At 42.9% G+C, this 19,614-nt stretch carries 17 protein-coding genes; 11 read left to right on the plus strand and 6 right to left on the minus strand.

Annotation, left to right across the window (positions count from 1 at the left end):
• Nucleotides 1-8: 8 nt before the first annotated feature.
• From G603_RS0100610 to G603_RS0100620, 3 genes are all read left to right on the plus strand, one after another.
• Nucleotides 9-1,178 carry a hypothetical protein gene (locus G603_RS0100610; RefSeq protein WP_026668986.1) on the plus strand — a complete coding sequence of 390 codons (1,170 nt, stop codon included), beginning with the start codon at nt 9-11 and terminating at the stop codon, nt 1,176-1,178.
• Nucleotides 1,179-1,260: 82 nt separating this feature from the next.
• Nucleotides 1,261-3,141 carry a hypothetical protein gene (locus G603_RS0100615; protein ID WP_026668987.1) on the plus strand — a complete coding sequence of 627 codons (1,881 nt, stop codon included), beginning with the start codon at nt 1,261-1,263 and terminating at the stop codon, nt 3,139-3,141.
• A 102-nt stretch (nt 3,142-3,243) separates the two neighbouring features.
• Nucleotides 3,244-5,202: a hypothetical protein gene (locus G603_RS0100620; protein ID WP_026668988.1), complete on the plus strand. Its 1,959-nt coding sequence runs from the start codon at nt 3,244-3,246 to the stop codon at nt 5,200-5,202.
• 69 nt (nt 5,203-5,271) lie between these two features.
• Here the strand turns inward: G603_RS0100620 and G603_RS18700 are convergent, their stop codons facing one another.
• The 4 genes from G603_RS18700 to trxA form a co-directional block, all read right to left on the minus strand.
• The gene (locus G603_RS18700) at nt 5,272-6,135 is read right to left on the minus strand and encodes a DegV family protein (RefSeq protein ID WP_051207299.1); all 864 of its coding nucleotides are present in this window, start codon (nt 6,133-6,135) and stop codon (nt 5,272-5,274) included.
• A 107-nt stretch (nt 6,136-6,242) separates the two neighbouring features.
• Complete coding sequence (locus G603_RS0100630) at nt 6,243-6,812, minus strand: 4Fe-4S binding protein (protein ID WP_026668989.1); 570 nt, start codon at nt 6,810-6,812, stop codon at nt 6,243-6,245.
• Nucleotides 6,809-7,015, minus strand: coding sequence for an ATP-binding protein (locus G603_RS0100635; RefSeq protein WP_026525566.1), 207 nt, complete (start codon nt 7,013-7,015; stop codon nt 6,809-6,811). The genes G603_RS0100630 and G603_RS0100635 overlap by 4 nt, the downstream gene beginning before the upstream one ends.
• 16 nt (nt 7,016-7,031) lie before the next feature.
• Nucleotides 7,032-7,496: a thioredoxin gene (gene trxA / locus G603_RS0100640; protein ID WP_330367494.1), complete on the minus strand. Its 465-nt coding sequence runs from the start codon at nt 7,494-7,496 to the stop codon at nt 7,032-7,034.
• Between trxA and G603_RS0100645 the strand changes: the two genes are divergently transcribed.
• The 3 genes from G603_RS0100645 (at nt 7,495) to G603_RS22180 (ending at nt 9,125) form a co-directional block, all read left to right on the plus strand.
• Nucleotides 7,495-7,851, plus strand: coding sequence for a winged helix-turn-helix transcriptional regulator (locus G603_RS0100645; protein WP_026525564.1), 357 nt, complete (start codon nt 7,495-7,497; stop codon nt 7,849-7,851). The two genes, trxA and G603_RS0100645, sit on opposite strands and share 2 nt — an antisense overlap.
• Before the next feature lie 5 nt (nt 7,852-7,856).
• On the plus strand, nt 7,857-8,789 hold the full coding sequence (locus tag G603_RS0100650; protein ID WP_026668991.1) for a glycoside hydrolase family 43 protein: 933 nt from the start codon (nt 7,857-7,859) through the stop codon (nt 8,787-8,789).
• 192 nt (nt 8,790-8,981) lie between these two features.
• Nucleotides 8,982-9,125: a hypothetical protein gene (locus G603_RS22180; RefSeq protein ID WP_155831052.1), complete on the plus strand. Its 144-nt coding sequence runs from the start codon at nt 8,982-8,984 to the stop codon at nt 9,123-9,125.
• A 337-nt stretch (nt 9,126-9,462) separates the two neighbouring features.
• On the opposite strand, the gene bglX is transcribed toward G603_RS22180, so the two are convergent.
• Together bglX and G603_RS18705 are read right to left on the minus strand one after the other, a co-directional pair.
• The gene (gene bglX, locus G603_RS0100660) at nt 9,463-11,712 is read right to left on the minus strand and encodes a beta-glucosidase BglX (RefSeq protein WP_026668992.1); all 2,250 of its coding nucleotides are present in this window, start codon (nt 11,710-11,712) and stop codon (nt 9,463-9,465) included.
• A gap of 85 nt (nt 11,713-11,797) precedes the next feature.
• Nucleotides 11,798-13,846 carry a HelD family protein gene (locus G603_RS18705; RefSeq protein ID WP_035791587.1) on the minus strand — a complete coding sequence of 683 codons (2,049 nt, stop codon included), beginning with the start codon at nt 13,844-13,846 and terminating at the stop codon, nt 11,798-11,800.
• Between the two features lie 223 nt (nt 13,847-14,069).
• On the opposite strand from G603_RS18705, the gene G603_RS21155 reads away from it, so the two are divergent.
• The 5 genes from G603_RS21155 to rbr all read left to right on the plus strand — a co-directional run bounded on the left by G603_RS21155 (nt 14,070) and on the right by rbr (nt 19,596).
• Nucleotides 14,070-16,100, plus strand: a complete 2,031-nt coding sequence (locus G603_RS21155) for a methyl-accepting chemotaxis protein (protein ID WP_026668993.1) — start codon at nt 14,070-14,072, stop codon at nt 16,098-16,100.
• Between the two features lie 260 nt (nt 16,101-16,360).
• A complete protein-coding gene (locus G603_RS0100675) occupies nt 16,361-16,837 on the plus strand; it encodes a DUF2975 domain-containing protein (RefSeq protein WP_026668994.1) in 477 nt (158 codons plus the stop codon).
• Nucleotides 16,838-16,868: 31 nt separating this feature from the next.
• On the plus strand, nt 16,869-17,084 hold the full coding sequence (locus G603_RS0100680) for a helix-turn-helix domain-containing protein (protein WP_026525560.1): 216 nt from the start codon (nt 16,869-16,871) through the stop codon (nt 17,082-17,084).
• Nucleotides 17,085-17,167: 83 nt separating this feature from the next.
• The gene (locus G603_RS0100685) at nt 17,168-18,802 is read left to right on the plus strand and encodes a DUF4153 domain-containing protein (RefSeq protein ID WP_026668995.1); all 1,635 of its coding nucleotides are present in this window, start codon (nt 17,168-17,170) and stop codon (nt 18,800-18,802) included.
• Between the two features lie 227 nt (nt 18,803-19,029).
• Nucleotides 19,030-19,596, plus strand: a complete 567-nt coding sequence (gene rbr, locus G603_RS0100690; RefSeq protein WP_026495011.1) for a rubrerythrin — start codon at nt 19,030-19,032, stop codon at nt 19,594-19,596.
• Nucleotides 19,597-19,614: the final 18 nt, after the last annotated feature.

A 19,614-nucleotide genomic window follows, 5' to 3' on the forward strand; every position in this document is an offset into this window, starting at 1 on the left:
GAAGTATTATGAAAAGAAGAGTATATGCAGGTGCACTGGTTGTTATGACGGCAGCAGCGATGGCTATGTCAGGGTGTGGTGCTAAAGGTAATTCAGACGAAAATTCATCCGGGCTGATTCAGGAGAAATTGCAGGACATCAGTGAGGAAAATGCTGATGAAGCTGCGAGCAGTGAATCAGAGAACGCAACTTCTGAGGCATCTGAAACAGACGCTGATAGTGAGAAAAATGCTGAGACAGCAGGCACTGAAGATCAGAACGCAACAGAAACTAATGGCACTTCTGAGACATCAGATGCAGCCAGCGATGTTTCCTCTGGCGATAAGCTTGCATCAAGCACCATAACCGATGATGATTTGTATGCCATCTTAGATAATGTTGCATCCACTACCGGGGCAGCATCAGGCGATATCAGATACAACTGCATCGATGATTTTGATGGGGACGGAACCTTTGAGGGCTTTGTTTTTGCAGGCTCTGAGCCCGATGACATGAACTGGTGTGAAGGGACCGTTTACTTTGCAAGCAGTGACAAATGCGATGAGGTTTTCAAGGGAACACTTTACTACAACGATAACGAAAGTGTTTTCAGATATATGGACTGCGGAAGCAGAAGATTTGCACTTTTTAATGAAGCCTATGTAACTGCGCTTGTTTCCCATATCTACTATGTTGATGGGAATAAGCCTGTGGAGTCCGCTATTTCAGGAATTGGTGATTTCTATGTGGGAGAAGACCCTACTGAGATAAATATGACGCTTAGTGCCTACGACAACTTCTGTGATTTTACAGAGGGCGACGAGTCATCCTACATGTGGACAGGTCATACCTGGAAGCCTTACTACTTCCACTATGATGAGAGCAGCAAGGACTACAAGGAGTACGGAGCTGTCAGCATTTCTGAGGATGAGCTGGCTGAGATAGTGGGAACCGATCTGGCATCTGAGATAAAGGCAGAGGGTTATCAGGTTGATAACATCTATAAGAGAGAAAACGGCCTTGTTAATGTGAACTACTCAAAGGTTGTAAATAATGATGATGGCACCTTAAGTGTCACCTATAAAAATGCCACCTATGATGAGAAGGCAGGAAAATACGCTGATCCCTGGGGTGATGGAGGGGGCACCTGGCAGGAATCTGACTACGGCGGAATCTATGAGATATCAGTGAAGCCGTGAGCTGTTATGTATTAAAAGGCACATCGTGGTAATTCACGTTTGCAGACGACACTGCGATATCAGTGTCTTATGAGGAGGGAAAATGTACAAAGGGAGAAATCTTTTTCTTAAAAGAATTCTGGCATTAGCTATGGCAGGTTCACTTGTGCTGACTTTTGGCTGCGGAAAAAATGAGTCTAAGCAGTCAGGCGCAGGAACTGATGACCGGGCTCAGCAGAGTGCTGAAGGCACAGACGATGGAACCGGGGCACCCACAAAAAAGAGTGATGAAGATGCAGGCGCATCGAACAGCGCTGATAACACAGATGCATCAGACGAATCAGATTCCAGTGCCGGTGAAGCTTCTGCTGAAGATGCATCTGCTTCTGATTCTGAGAGCGATTCTGCTTCATCCACAGAACAATTGGAAAGCATTGACTATACCTACAAGAATTTTCCCATGGAGCTTTCCAGGGATTATACCGGTATAGCCAGTGGCAATTACTATACAATTACCCTTGAAAAAAATGTAAAAGACAAATATCCAAAGCTTCAGGAAGCACTGGATAATACAAGCGATGCCCTCAAGGCAGACGTAAGCAGCTTTTTCTCTGATAATATAGCTGATATAAATGACGTTTATGAAAACGGATGGGGCGTGGGCTTTGAAAGTGACCATGATATGTATCCCGTCAGATCCGACAGCAAAGTAGTCTCATTTTTAATGTCAGATTACACATACATGGCAGGAGCTCACGGCGTCACAGGCTTTACAGGCTACAATTTTGATCCCGTAACAGGTGAGAGCATTCAGTTTGAAGATGTCGTGAAAAAGACCGACGGCCTTCCTGAGGTTATCGTAGATGAGCTTATAAAACAAAATGATGATCTTAAGGATTATTTTGGCGAGCTGAGTACTGATAAGGAGAATCTTCTCTCCGGAATTCCCGATAGATATAAAAATAATGCGAGAATGCTGGCATGGGTCATTGATTATGATGGAATCGTGCTGAATTTTGAAGACTATGCAATGGGTAGCTACGCTATAGGAACCCAGTCGGTTAAGCTTAAGTTTGCTGATTATCCTGAGTTTTTCACAGATACCTATAATAACTATGCAGGCGTAGAAATTCCTGTTATTGCGGAGATTGCAAGAGAGCTTAAGGAAGAGGATAAGGAAATCATTGATGCTTCCACTATAGCACCTACGGAGAAAAAAGTTCTTAAGCGTGAAGAGGATATACTGTTTGAGGAAAGCGGCGGTGAAGACTGGTGGTATCATGCAACAGTGCATAATCCGGGATGGAGTGCATGGTGCGCCGAGGGCATTGATACTGATCCCGGAACTCCTTCTTTTGAGCTGAAGGAACTTTCATCCTACACCACAGACTGGATAGATGAAGACAAATGGGCTGCGGAAAAGGGAATAAGACTTCCAAATACTTTGCCCTATACAGATGATACCTACAACTACAGTGCAATCAATAATGCTGAAGGCGGCGAGCTTTCCTTGACTGTATACAACCATGTGGACCAGACTTTGTGCGGGATTTTCTATTTTGATGAATTTATAACTCCGCCGGATCAGGGTACAGGCTTGTTTGCGGACTTCACTGAGCCCGGAATTGATTATGCTGAAGTAAAAGATGGCATTCTTTACGTTGCGTTGGGACACAGAACCTATGCTGCAGCGAATCCGCATAAATCCTACATTGTGGCAATAGACACCACCACCGGCGAAACACTTTGGAGAAGTGAAGATCAGGTTTGCGGATCCCACAATTTTGTTTTTGAAGGTGACAGTATTATCTGCGGCTACGGTTTTACCGATGAGCCTGACTACATTTATATCCTTAACAAGAAAAACGGTAAGACTCAGAAGCAGATCAAGGTTAAGTCTGCGCCTTACTATTTTGTTCCGCAGGAGGATCAGCTATACGTTATAACTTACAATACGGAGTATTTGTATTCGATTAAAAAATAAAAAAGATGAGTGCCGGCATTAAATCACAGAGATAGGTTTAGTGCCGGGCTCTGTGTAAATTAGAGGCGCTTTTTACTTAATGAAGTTTTTGAGGGGAATATTATGAATAAGAAAAAGGCAGTGCTGATAAGGATAGGAATACTGGCTGTTGCAATTTATCTGCTTAATGGCTGCACCAATACTGCAAAAAACAGTGGGCAGCAGTCTGAGCAAAATGAAGGGACGCAGTCAGACGTAGTGACAGAAGACAGAGATGCTATCGCAGATCAGGACTCAGCCAGCGACAGTTCTGCGGAGAACGAAGAATCTGCAACAACTGATGATGCAGGTGATGAGAGCATGGAAACTGATAGTGCAAATTCAGATGGCACAGACAATGAAGCTTCAAATTCATCAGGCACAGAGACTGTAAGCCTTAAGACATCTAATGACATTAACGCATTTGTCGCAGGCGAGTGGACAATGCTGAATAATGATACCGGTGAAGATTTTGCTACTCTGACCTTCAAAGAAAATGGAGATCTTAGCTTTACCAGACTCTCCGACGGTGTAAGCTGCGATGGTCACATTGCTTTTGAAAAGAGCGATGCAGAGGGTGAGAACCCTGATAAATACACTATTCATTTAGATAAGATAGGAGATTTTCTTCCAGAATCAGATCAGGGTATTGATGACAGTGCAGACACCAGCGGACTTTTCCATATAGGTATCGCAGAGGGAAAAGATTATTTATATCTCACAGAGCTGGGAAACGGAGATACCTGGATTTCCATAAGTGTATTTAACACCAGCGATTATTCTGATTTTGATAACTGGTCCTCGGACTGGCTTTTTTACAGAGAAAATGATAAAGCAGGTGACTTTGAACCGGAGAAGGGTGAGGATTTTTATGCCTTTGCCTGGGGTAGAGGTCAGGATGGTGAAAAGGTAGAGCTTCAGAGGATGGAACCCTACGAATTTGATACCTTTGAAGAATACACTGACAGAGCCTTCAGAGGCGCATATTTTGGAGAGGTGGACGACCTCAGTGTAAGAAGCTATGAGATAGATGGCGATGCCGGCACAGAGTACTTTTTTAACGAGAAGAGATTCGAAAACAGACCTCTCTACGTTTATCATGTAACCACTGATTCTCAGGGAAAAATATCTAAGATAGAAGAGGTGGACAGAAGCTATTTTGGAATGTACGAGCTGGCTAATTTAGAGCATGAGTACAGCTTTGATTCTACGACATTTTACTACGGCGCAGCATCCTTCAAGATTCAGGATATTGTTCCTGCATCCACGGCTATAACCGGGTGCCAGAAGGTGGGCGATTTCATAATGGTTGAGTGCCATGTGAATCCACACTACAGCTGCTATGCATTCTACAGTATTTACAGAGGGGAGTTTGTTTTCGATATTCTTGGAGCAAATCTCACCTGGAAGGATGACGACCTTTCCACACTTATCTATTCAAGATACAACGAGATATTTGATATTTGGGGCAACTTTGTAGGAAGCGTTCAGGAAGGCGAAGTTTACGGTCTTGAGTTTGGAGAAGGAGATGTTGTCAAAGCTAACTGCTGGATTATAAACGGTGAGCAGGAAGAAGAGTTTACTGAAGAATTCGAGTACGAGCTTGTGGATAAGCCTATGTTTGACTATTTCAGATTCCTTCTTAGCTATGACAAGAGCAGTTTGTGGAGAGAGTTTAGAAAGGAAGCTGCTGAAGATGATGGAGCATTTGTGATAGTCAATGCACCTGATTTTATAAAGGAACTGATACCTGAGCCGGACACCTATGTGGAAGGCGCTTTGGATGAGCTTACGGTAGTTCCACTTTCTGACTATGCAAAGGTGGGCCTTGAAGATGCAGAGCAGGGGGGAGCGGGTAGTAACAATGTAAACAGTGCAGTGCAGGAATTTTCCAAAAACAATCCCATGAGCTACATAGTAACCGTTCCTGAAGGAATGCCTGTTACAAATCTTATTGTCAGATATAAATCTGGAAAAGAAGTAATCTGGCCCATAGGACAGATTACAGGTAGAACACCGCAGAGATCCACATTTGTAAAGTAAGAAACTAAATGAAAACCGTCGCCAATTGTTAAATACAATCTGGCGACGGTTTTATAATTCATATAGTTTTTATCGCTCTTTTCCCCAGAAGAACAGACCCAGCATTCCGGGGCCAACGTGGGCTCCTGAGAAGGGCTCGTGCTGACAAATCGTGATGTTGGCAGCAGGGTTAACTTCCTTGACCATTTCAGCAAGCTGATTGGCATCATCAAGGCAATCGCCGTGGGAGATGCATACAGTCTGATCATCGGTATCCATTCTCTTTTCAGAGTATTTACGGAGGATAGCCTTTACGGCATTCTTGCGGCCTCGTACTTTATCACAGGAGATGATATGCCCTGTGCTGTCACCAAACAGAATAGGTTTGATATTAAGTATGGTACCGATCTGTGCGGTAACGCCACTTACGCGTCCTGTGTTTTTAAGGAAGTTGAGGTCATCAACTGTGAAATACTGGCAGGCGTGAGGTACAGCTTCATCAAGTATTTTTGCGGCCTCTCTGCAGTCCACACCATCTTTACTTAGCTTTGCTGCTTTAAGTGCCAGAATTCCATTACCAAAACCACATCCGTGAGAATCAACGATATGGATGAAACAGTCAGGATATTCCTCCATCAGCTCATCGGCTGCTGCGATAGCGGCATTGTAGGTTCCGCTGATTCCTGAGCTCATGGCTATGTAGATTATCTCACCGCCATCCTTGGCGATGGGAGTAAAGTGATCTAGAAACAGAGCAGTATTAAGGAGGCTTGTTTTGATCTTATCGCCGTTTTTCAGACCTTCATAGTAGGCGTGACCATCAAAGTCCTCAATGTCTCCTGTATAAGTAACTAATTCATCATTAACAAGGTAACTGCATGGTAAAAGAGTTATACCATCTAAAAGCTGTTTTGGAAGATTTGCACATCCGTCTGCAAATACATAAAAACTCACGGCTTTTTCCTCCGAATGTCATTAATTTATCCTTTGATAGTTTATCACATTCGAGGTGTGGCCTGCACAAAAAAGTTGAAAATATATTCAATTTTCAGAGCGCCGGGTTAATGATTTTTTATCTTGCAAATTCCCTGAGTCATGGTGCCCATGGGACAAAAAGCGCACCATGTTCGCGGACGATAAAGAGCCATTACAATAAGACCGATGAGGGTTGATGTCAGCATGAGACTGTAGAATCCATAGCTGAACTGAGTAATCCATGCAGGGACACCTGTTACGGTATATGCCCACTGCCACGGAACCTTAAAGGTCCAGAACAGCTTCACCACTGTCTTAAGAGATGCGCCGCCATAAACAAGGTAAGTCTGATAGATCATGTTACCGAACATTGTCATGAAAAATGCAAGGAACCCGTATCTGAAATATTTGCTGTACATCCAGGCAGGAGCAACCTTCCTGTTTTTCATTTTAAGAGCTCTCGGGATTATGGCAAAAAGCTTACCTCTGCCGCAGTATCTGTTACAGAAGGCTTTGCCGCCGCCAACTGAAGCTACTATGATTGGAACAATAAAATCGATCATTCCAAGCCATGCGAACAAAATATTGAAAAAGCCCAATGAAAAATAAATGATGGGCCATATCCACAAATAGTCGTACCAGTGTTTCTTTTTCATTTTTTCATGTCCAATCTTTCTATCAGTGTGATGCATCCTGTGGGGCAGGTCCTGCTGCAGAGTCCGCAGCCCACACATTTAGCTGCATCCACATCCGCATAGCATCCGTTAATGGTTTTTATGGCGCCTACGGGGCATGCTTCCATACATGCCCCGCAGCTTACGCAAATGTCTTTATCTACTACCGCGTTTTTTCTGATCATCTTTTTCTCCCGACTATTATGCTGAAATAAGAGAATCAAGCTTTGAAGAGAGAACTGATTCAGGCATTCCGCCCACTTCTGTATCAACAACCTTACCGTTTTTAATAAATACGAAGCTGGGGATGCTCATTACGCCATATTTTGCAGCGAGGCTGGGCTCTCTGTCTGTGTTGACCTTGCCAACCTTAACCTTGCCGTCGAATTTTTTTGCCATCTCTTCCACAACGGGGAGCATCATACGGCAGGGGCCGCACCAGTCTGCGTAGAAATCTACAAGTACAGGGATGTCGCTGTTTAAAACTTCTTCATTGAAATTGTCTTTTGTGAACTGATATTCCATTTTATTACCTAACCTTTCTTGAAAAGCATTGTTAAATCGTTCTGATAATGTTAGTATATGTGGTATAAAAATTATATCAAGTACGCAGATTATATGTACCTGGTAAGAAAAAACTGAGTAATGTGAAAGGACGCGGATTATGGCAGCTAAGAAAAATTCGAAACCGGATCATGAACCCCTCTGTGAGGACATCGCAGGAAAGGGCTGCGGTCTGAAAAAGGTAATAGATATTATAGGTGGAAAGTGGAAGATAATGATCCTGTGCGTTATGGATAAGGAAGGAACCATCAGATACGGCGAACTCAGGCGCAGAGTCTTTGGAATCACCAACACCATGCTTGCAACATCTCTTAAGGAAATGGAAGAGGACGGCCTTGTGGAGCGCATCCAGTACATGGAGATGCCTGTAAGGGTTGAATATACTTTAACTAAGAAGGCTGAGAGCATCGTTCCTATTCTTCTTCAGTTAAAGAAATGGGGAGAGGAGAATCTTTGAGAAATATGGGAGCTTATTTATTTGTACATTTTAGAGAAAAGACCACTCCTGATGGCGAGCAGGTTTATTTTGGACTTTCAAAGGATGGCTTTAACTGGGAAGAAGTAAATGGTGGCAAGCCGATTTTAACCAGTACCCTCGGCGAATGCGGCGTTAGAGATCATGTTATTTTCAGGAAAAAGGAAGGCGGCTTTATCATCCTTGCAACTGATCTTAGCCTTGCCAATAATTTTGCAACCAGATATCACTCCGACTGGAAGGAAGTAAACCACAACGGAAGTCCCTATTTATCAAAGTGGGAATCCGAGGACCTTGTTCACTGGTCAGAGCAGGAACTGATAAAGCTTGTAGACGACAGCTTTGGCTGCGTGTGGGCACCAGAAATAATAGCCGATGAAGAAAATGGCGATTACATGGTTCATTGGAGCAGCTTTAATAACGTCAATGACCCTGATTTTACAGCTATCTACTATTCCAAAACTAAAGATTTTAAAACCTTTTCAGAGCCGCAGATCCTTTGCTCCAAGAAGGATACGGGAATCATCGATTCAAACATCGTGTATGCAGATGGCTACTACTATAGATTTATAAAAAGTGATTTTGAACCAAACCATATCATGCTGCACAGAAGCACTTCACTGATCGGAGAATACGAGAGAATGCCTGCTTTTGATGAAGAGATAGAGAAGGAGGAGCTGGGCCAGTTCGAAGCCCCTACCTGCTTCAAGCTCAGCGATGGCAGATGGTGTGTAATGCTTGACTATTACGGCTGCGATAAGGATAAGCAGGGCTATGTTCCTTTTGTAGCAGAGGACATTTCTACCGGAAGATTCGTAAGAAGCGATTCGGAATTCTCATTTCCCTATGGCTTCAAGCACGGGACTGTTATGAGCATTACTGATGAGGAATATGAGAGGATTAAAAGGGCATTTAAATAGTATGATTTCTTAGATGAAATTACAGAAATCCGCACTAGCTGCGGATTTCGTGAGATCATGATACGAAAGGCAAATAGGCCCTTCGACGAAGTCGACTTTTAATGGCCTATTTGCGGCATTCTTGAATCTCTGATTCAAGAATGCATATAATATAGTTGTCTCAGTAATCGTTTTTAGGTAGAGGGGGTACTTATGGCAGTTTACAAATGTATGGCGTGCGGTTACATTTTTGATGAGGAAAAAGAGGGCAAGAGCATCAGAGATATAGATTATTGCCCCAGATGCAAACAGCCTGATGACAGGTTTGTTCTTGTTGAGGAAGACAGTGAAAAATAAAGCTGAAGCCGATTGCATGGCGTATTTTCAAGAATCAGAAAACACCATGCATTTCTGGCTAAATTCGCATGGCGTATCCGTATAATTCAAAAAACACCATGCCATACAGGTCTATATGGCATGGTGTATTTCGATAACGATGGAAACACCATGTTTTGGGTGCATTTTTCGCATGGTGTTTTTTTGAAAACGCTGATACCGCCATGTTTACAGCAGTATCGCTAGATTCAACTTCAAAGAAAACCATCTGATAAAACGATTTAACTTAGTTCTAAAGTAAACCGCTCGATCAAATCAGTTTATTCAACTTCAAAGCAAAAACCTCGAATAAATCAATTTATTTCAGTTCAAATTCTGCTGCGTTTTCTGTGGCAGAATCAAATCCCAAAAATACCTTGAATTTTCCGGCTTCAGTCTCAAATACATTACGCAGAGTAAAGAATGCCAGCATATCTTCAGTGATAACAAAGCTTACCTCGGTACTTTCGCCGGGAGCAAGAGTTACCTTCTTAAAGCCTTTAAGCTCCTTTACAGGGCGGACTCTGCTGCCTACAAGATCTCTTATATAGAGCTGAACTGTCTGAGTGGCTTCAACTTTGCCCTTGTTGGTCACTGTAGCTGTAGCAACAATCTTGTCGCCATCTGCATAAAGTGATGGCGTGGCTGAAGCAGAGGAGATTCCTTCTGCTTTCTTCATTTCAGCTTTATCAAGTGTCACTTCTGAAATCTCAAAATCGGAGTATGTAAGACCATATCCGAAGGGATATCTGGCTTCGTTGGGGCAGTCAAGATATCTTGTTGTGAAAGCAGAGTAACGGTCTGTGGGCTTGGGTCTTCCTGTGTTAAAGTTGTTGTAGTAAAGAGGCTCCTGACCTACGCAGTAAGGGAAGCTCATAGGAAGCTTACCCTGAGGTGAAAACTTTCCTGTAAGTACGTCTGCGATTCCGTGTCCGCCTTCTGTTCCCGGTCTGAAGCAGATCATAAGTGCATCGGATTCTTCCGGTAAATTGCCAAGATCAAGAGGTCTTCCGTTGAAGATAAGAGTGATGATCTTTTTGCCTGTAGCCTTAATTTTCTTAAAGAGCTCAAGCTGAATCTCAGGAAGCTTTATCTCAGCCTTACTGGTTGATTCTCCTGTCTGGAAAGCACTTTCGCCAAGACACATGATGACAATATCAGCAAAATCTGCTGCTTCAAGAGCTTCTGCAAGGAGCTTCTCATTGTCTGCTTCAAAATTATCCAGGTGAGAATGGAAAAATCCAAGGTCAGCATCCTCATCAAGAAGAGTGCAGCCATTAGCAAATCTAAGCTCGGTATCAGTTCCTTCAAAGGCTTCTGTGAAGGCCTGTCTAAGTGTTACGTTTGTATCTGCATTGCAGGTGATAGCCCATGAACTCTGAAGATTTTTCTCATCCACATAGGGACCTATAAGAGAAATCTTTTTTGAGTTAAGGGGAAGAGCATTTTCCTTATTCTCAAGAAGAACAAGTGATTCGCGAACAGCAGCTCTTGCTACTTCGCGGCTTTCTTCTGAGAATGTGAGCTTTTCATATTTTTCTGCGGATGCTCCGTGGTAAGGATCTTCGAAGAGGCCAAGCTCGTTCTTGAGATTAAGTACGCGAAGCACTGCTTCATCCACAAGCTTCTCATCGATTTTGCCTTCCTCGATAAGAGTAGCAAGGTTAAAACCATAGCTCTCTGTGCACATATCGATGTCAACACCTGCTTCGATTGCAAGGTGAGCAGCTTCTTTGAGGTCAGCCGCAAGACCCCATGGAACCATCTCACCGATTGCACCCCAGTCAGAGATGAGAACACCATCAAAACCCATTTCCTTTCTGAGGACATCGCGCATAAGCCACTTGTTTCCTGAAGAAGGAATTCCATTAAGAGTATTAAAAGAGGTCATTGCCATTTTGACTCCGGCATCAACGGTCTTTTTATAAGCTCTAAGATACTGATCCTTAAGGGCGTATTCTGATAATTCTACATTGTTGTAATCTCTTCCTGCTTCTGATCCGCCGTAAGCTGCAAAGTGCTTTACGCAGGCAGCCACGTGGTCATGGTCTGCGATGTTATCGCCCTGATAACCCTCTACCATTGCGGCAGTCATCACTCCGTTAAGATACGGATCTTCGCCTGTTGACTCGACAACGCGGCCCCAGCGGGCATCCCTTACAAGGTCAGCCATGGGAGAGAAGGTTACGTGAATACCGTCGGCAGCGGCTTCCTTTGCCTGAATCTGAGCACCCTTTTTGGAGGTCTCGGGATTAAAGGTTGCACCCTGACCAAGAGGACAGGGGAAAACCGTGTCGTGACCATGGATTACATCCAGCATGAAAAGAAGAGGAATGTGGTGGGGATGGTTTTTCACATATTCCTCCTGGATTTTTCTAAGCTTATCAGCGCCGTGAAGTCCAAGGGTGCTTCCTGCCAGCTGTTTTACCTTTGCTGAGACTTCTGCTTCGGCAATACCTGTAATTGCAGCGTCATCCTCGAAAGCCTGACCGGGGAGCTGAACCAGCTGCATGATCTTTTCTTCAAGTGACATGTCGTTAAGTAACTTTTGTAAATCTTCTTTTTTCAATGTAAAATCCTCCTGCCTTACTAAGTAAAAATGTTGTGTTGTTATATCATTACGAAGGCTGATTGCCTGGCTCACACCTTCGGGATTAACTATCTATTTTGGCTGCAAGGTTGCCATTTGCCAAAATCGAAAGGCTTCTTGTGGCGCGGGAAATTGCAGTGTAGAGACAATGCTTACCAAGCTCGGTGTCAGGGTATGATTCTGAGTCTGCATCTGCCAAAATGACGTTATCAAATTCAAGTCCCTTAACCAGCTTTAATTCTATTAAAAAGGCACCGCTCTTTGGAAGAGAGTCTTCCTCTTCAATAGTAATGGGAGCCTTGTCACCAAGGGCTTCTGCAATCTTATCAATCGCAAAGTGATTTCTGCAGATGACAGCTGTAAGTCCGTCTTTTTTCTCATATTCTGCGATGAGTTTTGAAAGTTCCTTATAGTATTCCTTATCCGTTGAACAGGCCTTTACAAAAACTTCTTCGCCGGGACGCTTAACGGAAGAAACCATCATTTTCTTTTCATCGGGAAGTATTGATGCAAACATATCTGTGATCTCAGGCGAGCTTCGGTAGCTTGTCATAAGAGGCAAAGTCACGAAGTTCTTTTTCTCAGCCCTTGTCATTTCCTCTATTTCAGCAAAGGTTATAGTGCCTTCACGGATTGCCTGAAACTCGTCTCCAAGGAGCATAAATCTGGCATTTGGGAAATATTTTTTGAACACCATCATCTGAGCCATGGTGTAATCCTGGACTTCATCGATCATGACGTAGCGCATGTTTCTGTCGCATTCCCCGGTAAGTTCCATCTTGGTATAGAGCCATTCGGCAGCGGTGATATTGGTAGTGCCAAGAATTCGCTGTGCCACATGCATGACATTTATAAAGCCGCAGTGCCTTATGCAGCTAAGAGCGCCGCCAAAATCATTCTCTATGCGGTTATCCTCAGCAGAGTCAGATTTTGCGCTGCTTCCGGATTCGTTGTAGGAGTTATCATCCAGGTTATGCAGGGCAATCTTTGCTCTGTGTTCAAGCTCATCGGAGGCTGTCTGAATAAGGCGCACTCCCATGGGGAACTGTTTGAATTTCTTTATTACGGAAAAGACTTCGTTTTTGGACATAACGATCTTGTCCTTTTGTCTGATATCAAGGAAGTCCTCGGGCTCCGGAGACAGAGTCTGTATAGTGTCATGAATCTTTTTGAGACTGTCTGCCTCAGAGTAATCATATTCTTCGCCGGAAAAAGGAACATCCACCATCTCAAGAAATTCCTGCCAGGTAAGGGTAAGGGGATTGGTCTCTCCAAGGTCAGGAAGGACATTGTCGATATAATCCCTGAAAACAGGATTGAGAGTCATGAGACATACATGGTCAGGACGAAGAGTATCCCTCTTTTGATAAAAAAGATAAGCGATACGCTGCAAAAGAACTGAAGTCTTGCCACTGCCTGCAATACCGTTTACTAAAAGCACAGGAACGTCAGGATAGCGGATGACGGTATTCTGCTCCTTCTGAATTGTCGCAGTGATAGCCTGCATCTTGTCAGAGTGAGTCTGTGACAGTGACTGAAGCAGCATGGGATCTTCAATTGCTATCTGAGTATCGAAGTATGCGTTCAGCTTGTCCCTTGTAATATCAAACTGTCTGCGCATTTGAAGGTCTACAGGGATTTCTCTGTCCTCTACCATGTAGCTGGTGTGGCCGATTTCCTGATTGTAGTAAACTTCAGCGATGGGAGAGCGCCAGTCAATGACCATCTGCTCGTAGCCGTTTTCTGATACAGCAGCGCGTCCGATGTAGTAGTTCTCAGGCTCTTCATCCTCTTCATATTTTAGTCTGATCTCTGCGAAATAGGGAGATTCAAGCAGCTTATTTACTGTTTCAAGACGATTATCAAGAGAATTGCTTTCAACGTTATATGTATCGATATAACGATTCCAGACCTCTATTTCTGCCAGAGTTTCCATGGTGGTCTCAATGTCAGCATAGTCGAATCTGATGTTGTCGCGGATATCATTTTTATCATCTGTTGCCTGCTCATTCAGGGCAGTGATCCTGCTTTCAAGGTCCTCCTTCATGGCAAGGAGCTTGTTGTAGGTTTGGGTTAAATGAGCCTGTTCGGCTTCGAAAATTTCTTTTTCCATAGAATGCTTACCTTTATGTGAAACTGATTTTTCTGTCTTTTGTATCTTTTCATTATAACATTGAAATTCAAATGCAACATAGAACATTGTGGCCTATATTGCTTAATGTATTTTTGAATTTCCGTTTAGAAAAATATAATAAAGTATTCATTTTATCGTAATTTAACATTTCAGAGAAAAAAGTATAATTTATCTATAAGTATCATTATGGAGGTAGATATCTATGGCAGATAAGAATATTAGTAGACCCAATTCAAGGCACATTAGTGCGCAGCTTCTTGTCGTTATCATTCCGATGATAATTGTGGCTATCGCGATTGTAACTGTTTTCATCGGAATTAACGCAAAAAACGTTATTGTGGAAGAAGCCACAAACGGACTTGCAATGGAAGCAAAGGCAAATGCCGCTGAGATAGCGGGCGAAATGTCCGGAATGGTATCATACTATAACAGTTTGGGTGATGTTTTAGAGAAGAGTGTTTACGCAGATGATGCTGCCTACTTTAGAGCTCTTGAACCCGGAATGGCTGCTTATCCTGATGTTGTTATAGATGTTTATTTGGCTGTTGGAACAGAAAGCTTCTATGATGGTGGCGGATGGGTTCCTGATGCTGATTATGATCCAACAACAAGACAATGGTATAAAAATGCTCTTGGTAAGTCGTCAATAGTAATCGGCGCACCTTCTGTTGATATGACAACGGGAAAAATGGTTGTTTGCGGCTCAAGACAGATAAATCTTCTTGATGGAAGAACCGCAGTACTTTCAACCGATATAGTTCTTTCAGGAATCTCTGAAACAGCAAGTGCATATAAGCCTCTTGGCAAAGGTTCAACCATGATGTTCGATGGAACAGTAATGGTGGCATCACCTGCTGCAGATCAGATAGGAAAAGATGTTTCCGAGTACCCTGATGATGATTTTATTCAGCAGATATCAGCTATAACCACATCCGGTGGAAGGGATGATATTTTCACATTACATGGAACTGATGGAATAGATTACTACGTTTCCATTGATCCTGTTATCGGTACGAATTTTTATCTGGCATCCTTTGTAAAGGTGGGTGATGTTCTTGCACCTCTTTATAAATTCATTATGATCAGCGCAGTTCTTGCATGCGTAATGGTACTTGTTATGGCAGTCATTATGTTCCAGGCAATTAACTCAATGATCGCAAAGCCTGTAAAGAAGCTTACTGATAACATCAACAGAATATCCAGTGGTGACTTCACTGTTGAGATTCAGAAGGGCTCAGGAAATAAAGAAAACGAAATCGGTCTGATGAACAACAATATGTCTGACTATGTTGCTCAGATGCGTGACACTCTTATAAAGATGAAGGATGTTACACAGAAGTTGGCCGGAGAAGCGACTAATTCCAAGAACGCATCCAGTGATCTGAACATTCAGGCAGATGAGCAGTCGAAGGCAATGCAACAGATCCAGGGTGCTATGGACGATATGGCAGATGCAGTAACAGAGCTGGCAAACCAGGCAACAACCCTTGCTCAGGAGGTTTCAAATCTTACCGACAAGAGCCAGCAGACAAGAGATACCATGGATTCGCTCGTCACAAAGGCAAAAGATGGACAGCGTGATATGGAAGTTGTTCAAAGCGGCATGACCGCCATTGCAAAGTCCATGGAAGATATGAACGATGTAGTATCAGTTGTTGGAGAATCTGCACAGAAGATTAACTCCATTGTTGATATGATCAATTCGATTTCCAGCCAGACTAACCTGTTGTCACTGAATGCTTCAATCGAGGCTGCAAGAGCCGGTGAAGCAGGAAAAGGCTTTGCGGTTGTTGCTCAGGAAATCGGACAGCTTGCCCAGAACAGTGCTGATTCCACTCAGCAGATTTCCACTATCATCAAGGAAATCACAGTTCAGATTGAGGAGCTTTCCAATAAGTCCAAGAATAACATGGAAGAAATCAACAACAATATGGACGCTGTTAATACTGCCGGAACTACATTTGAAGAAATCTTCAAGAGTCTTGATGAGACCAGCGATATCGTAGGAGAGATGATAGCCAAGGTAGGAAGCGTTGATGAGATCGCAACCTCTATGGCAGCTATCTCGGAGGAGCAGTCAGCAAGTACTCAGGAAGTAAGTGCAACAGCAACACATCTTACATCCAGTGCAGAGCTTGTGGCTGAGAACTCCAAGGGCGTAGACACCAGTGCTACAGCCGTTTCTGATTCTTCAGATGAGATTGAGAATCTGATCAATGTATTTAAGGTTTAAGTAAAAAATAGTAAATAGCATGGTTTCAGGGAGCTGTCCGTAGAGGGCAGCTCCTTTTTTCGATTGCAAGGACTTCGCAAGAGAAAAGTTTTGAGCGTAAAGTTTTGCGTAAAGTTTTGAACGCTATTCTTTTTATTTCTTGTCAGAAAATATTTATCGATATTCAATAAAAAATTATTGACTTGCAAAAATGCCCGTGATATAACGAAATTACAAAATCGATTTTAAAAAGCTTGTAAAAGCGGTTAAGGAGCGGAAACATGAGCGAAAAGCTAAACAGAGTTTTCAAGATTTGCCTTGATGTATTTTTTTACATAGGACTGATCATCGAGGTGACCGTACCCCTCACACTGGGAAAAGCTGTGGATATGACAGTTCTGGCACTTGGTGAGACCACAGAATATGCCAGGATCAGGGATCATTATGTTTTTGCAGTGATTTCAATAATGCTGGCAGGTGCCTTTGCACTTCTCATTCTCCGCGAGCTTCGGAAAATGATGAAAACAGTTATAGAGGATGACTGCTTTGTTCAGGCCAATGTGGACAGCCTTCGCAGAATGGGGACATTCGCATTTGTCATTACTCTTGTTAAGGTTATCAGATGTTTTGTCTATTTCACTCCCGGAGCGGTTATTACGGCAGCAGTTTTTTGTTTTGCCGGAATCTTAAGTAAAGTGCTCTCCAAAGTCTTTGACAGGGCGGTGAGCTACAAAGAGGAGAATGACCTGACAATTTAATGAAATAGTGCTGAAAAGCGGGAAGGAAATTATGGCAATAGTAGTTAACCTGGATGTGATGATGGCAAAGCGAAAGGTGGGTCTTACTGAGCTTGCAGGCAAGGTAGATATCACCCTGGCCAATCTGTCCATATTGAAAAATAACAAAGCAAAGGCGGTCCGTTTTCAGACTCTTGAAGCGATATGCAAGGCTCTGGACTGCCAGCCCGGAGACATCCTTGAATATGTCCCGGATGATGAGAATTAAAAGAATTACTGAAAAGAGAAGACTACCGGATGAGACCCTGCTTTAAGAGATATTGCGGTAGTTCTAAATGGAGGTTTCTAAGTATGGAAAACAACATGAATCAGGATGAAATTTTATTAAAAGAAGAAGTTAATACACAGCAGGAGGTATTGGCGGACGGAACCTATGGAAAGGTGCTGATTAACGGTTCTACTCCTGTTTTCTCCGGCTCTGAGCCCGCTATAAATCCTGCACCGGTGGTTCTGATCGAAGAAGAGAAGGGTGATGATGTTTCTTTTAAAAAGTATGCGCTGCCGGCTGTGATTTACGCAATTGTTCACACCTACTGTCTTTACAGAAATACAGATGCTGTGACTTATCCAATCAGCATGCTCATTACTTTGATACTCATGGGTATAGCGAGAAAACGGGATGGATTTTCTCTTATTGCTGACAAAAACGGTGATAAGCGTCTTGGACTATTTTACGTAATATCGTTAATGCTTTTATCTATATCAAAATTCATGACAGCAAACAGCACACTTTTGTGGATTGACGGCTTTGCAATAACTGTGCTTATATTCAGCTTTGTGCTGCATCTTTATGCTGATACAAAGGGATGGGATATCTTTTCCTGGGCTATCGGAATTATGGCAACCCTGATGAGACCCATATCATGTATAGCCGATCCTTTCTATGATACTCACAGCTGGCTTAGTAAGCGCAAGGATGGAGATAAGCCTAAAAACAAAAATCTCGCTGCCATTATCGCCGGACTTTGCATAGCGGTTCCGCTACTCTTTGTGGTAGTAGCTCTCCTTGCATCAGCGGATCTGGTTTTCTCAAGTATGCTTGAGCACATAGTGGACCTTATTGAGCTTCCGGACAACTTCGAGGACTACTTTGGAATTACCATTATGCTTGTGTGGTCACTATGGCTTTTCTATACGGTATTTAGGAGCTTGTCCAAGGGCAAAACAGGAACCCATGAAGCGAGAAATATTGGAATTAACCCGGTTGTAGCTATTACCTTCACATCACTTCTTAGTGCGGTTTACCTGCTCTTTAGCGTGATCCAGATCGTTTATCTTTTCATGGGAAATATGACTCTCCCTGAAAACTATACCTACGCTGAATACGCCCACGAAGGCTTTTATCAGCTCCTTGCCGTTAGCATTATGAACTTTGCTATCGTGATGACCTGTAAGAGACTGTTTTCAGACAATACCGTGCTTAAGGTGATTCTGACCATCATCGGTGCATGTACTTATATAATGATCGCATCAAGTGCTTTCAGAATGTTCATGTACATCGAGGTGTACCACCTCACCTTCCTCAGAGTGTTTGTACTTTGGTTTTTGGCAGTGCTTGCGGTGTGTCTTGCATACCTTATCTTTTATCTGTATGCGGACAGGTTCCCCATTTACAATGCCTGCATGGTGACGGTGACTGTGATGTATCTTGTCTTTGCTTTTGCTAACCCTGATTATCACATTGCAAAGTATGATATGAACTATCTGAATAAAGCGGTTGATACAAAGGAGTACTCGGGAACTGTTGAGTATTATCTTATGTATGAGATTTCTCCTGATGCCGTTCCTGCCTATGTGGATAATGAGAGACTTCTTTCAGAATATTATCTCTTAGATGGTGATGATACTTATAAAAAAGAAGATCAGCACTTAAGGAACTTCAACTATTCAAGAAACAGAGCATATAAGCTTAAAAATCACAAATAATTCCATGATCGGAGTGCACTGCCATGGCGGAGCACTCCGATTTTTAAATGTACATTCTGCCTTTAACATTTCACGAGCCCATTTTAATAAAAATATAATAAACACGCGGCTTTTAGCGTGCTAGAATAGTTGTTGTAGGAGATATTTTTATCGGTCAGTTGTCAAAAAATATTCGCATGGTCGATGGAATGTCGCAGGATAAATTTTTAGAAAACGGAGGAAGTGAAATGGCAGAAAACAACAAGTGGAGATGCAGAGCAGAAGACCTTAAGGGCACGCAGACAGAGAAGAATCTGCAGGCAGCTTTTGCTGGTGAATCAGAGGCAAGAAATAAGTACACTTTCTTTGCATCCAAAGCTAAGAAGGACGGTTTTGTTCAGATTTCAAATATCTTTGCAGAGACTGCAGCCAATGAAAAAGAGCATGCAGAGATCTGGTACAAGATTTTGACAGGCATTGGAAGTACAATAGAGAACCTCAAGACTGCAGCTGATGGTGAAGGCTATGAGTGGAAAGAGATGTATCCTTCATTCGCAAAGACTGCAAAGGAAGAAGGATTTGACGAGATAGCTGAGCTTTTTGAGAGCGTAGCAGCAATCGAGAAGGAGCATGAGGAGCGCTATAAGAAGCTTCTTAAGAATATCGAGGATAAGATCGTATTTTCACGTGACGGCGATGCTGTATGGCAGTGCAGCAACTGCGGACATATCGTGATCGGTCCTGCTGCTCCGGAGGTTTGTCCGGTATGTAACCATCCACAGGCATATTTCCAGCTTAAGGCTGAGAATTATTAATATTCCAAACGAACAAAG

The organism is Butyrivibrio sp. AE3006, assembly GCF_000424165.1.
Classification (GTDB): domain Bacteria; phylum Bacillota; class Clostridia; order Lachnospirales; family Lachnospiraceae; genus Butyrivibrio.

What these genes read in the sequence shown, in the direction of transcription:
- G603_RS18705 (WP_035791587.1), bottom strand. Translation starts at nt 13,846, where the DNA reads ATGGAAAAAGAAATTTTCGAAGCCGAACAGGCTCATTTAACCCAAACC.
- G603_RS22180 (WP_155831052.1), top strand. Translation starts at nt 8,982, where the DNA reads ATGGCAGTTTACAAATGTATGGCGTGCGGTTACATTTTTGATGAGGAA.
- G603_RS0100620 (WP_026668988.1), top strand. Translation starts at nt 3,244, where the DNA reads ATGAATAAGAAAAAGGCAGTGCTGATAAGGATAGGAATACTGGCTGTT.
- G603_RS0100680 (WP_026525560.1), top strand. Translation starts at nt 16,869, where the DNA reads ATGGCAATAGTAGTTAACCTGGATGTGATGATGGCAAAGCGAAAGGTG.
- G603_RS0100675 (WP_026668994.1), top strand. Translation starts at nt 16,361, where the DNA reads ATGAGCGAAAAGCTAAACAGAGTTTTCAAGATTTGCCTTGATGTATTT.
- rbr (WP_026495011.1), top strand. Translation starts at nt 19,030, where the DNA reads ATGGCAGAAAACAACAAGTGGAGATGCAGAGCAGAAGACCTTAAGGGC.
- G603_RS0100630 (WP_026668989.1), bottom strand. Translation starts at nt 6,812, where the DNA reads ATGAAAAAGAAACACTGGTACGACTATTTGTGGATATGGCCCATCATT.
- G603_RS0100635 (WP_026525566.1), bottom strand. Translation starts at nt 7,015, where the DNA reads ATGATCAGAAAAAACGCGGTAGTAGATAAAGACATTTGCGTAAGCTGC.
- G603_RS0100685 (WP_026668995.1), top strand. Translation starts at nt 17,168, where the DNA reads ATGGAAAACAACATGAATCAGGATGAAATTTTATTAAAAGAAGAAGTT.
- G603_RS0100650 (WP_026668991.1), top strand. Translation starts at nt 7,857, where the DNA reads ATGGGAGCTTATTTATTTGTACATTTTAGAGAAAAGACCACTCCTGAT.
- G603_RS0100645 (WP_026525564.1), top strand. Translation starts at nt 7,495, where the DNA reads ATGGCAGCTAAGAAAAATTCGAAACCGGATCATGAACCCCTCTGTGAG.
- G603_RS0100615 (WP_026668987.1), top strand. Translation starts at nt 1,261, where the DNA reads ATGTACAAAGGGAGAAATCTTTTTCTTAAAAGAATTCTGGCATTAGCT.
- G603_RS21155 (WP_026668993.1), top strand. Translation starts at nt 14,070, where the DNA reads ATGGCAGATAAGAATATTAGTAGACCCAATTCAAGGCACATTAGTGCG.
- G603_RS0100610 (WP_026668986.1), top strand. Translation starts at nt 9, where the DNA reads ATGAAAAGAAGAGTATATGCAGGTGCACTGGTTGTTATGACGGCAGCA.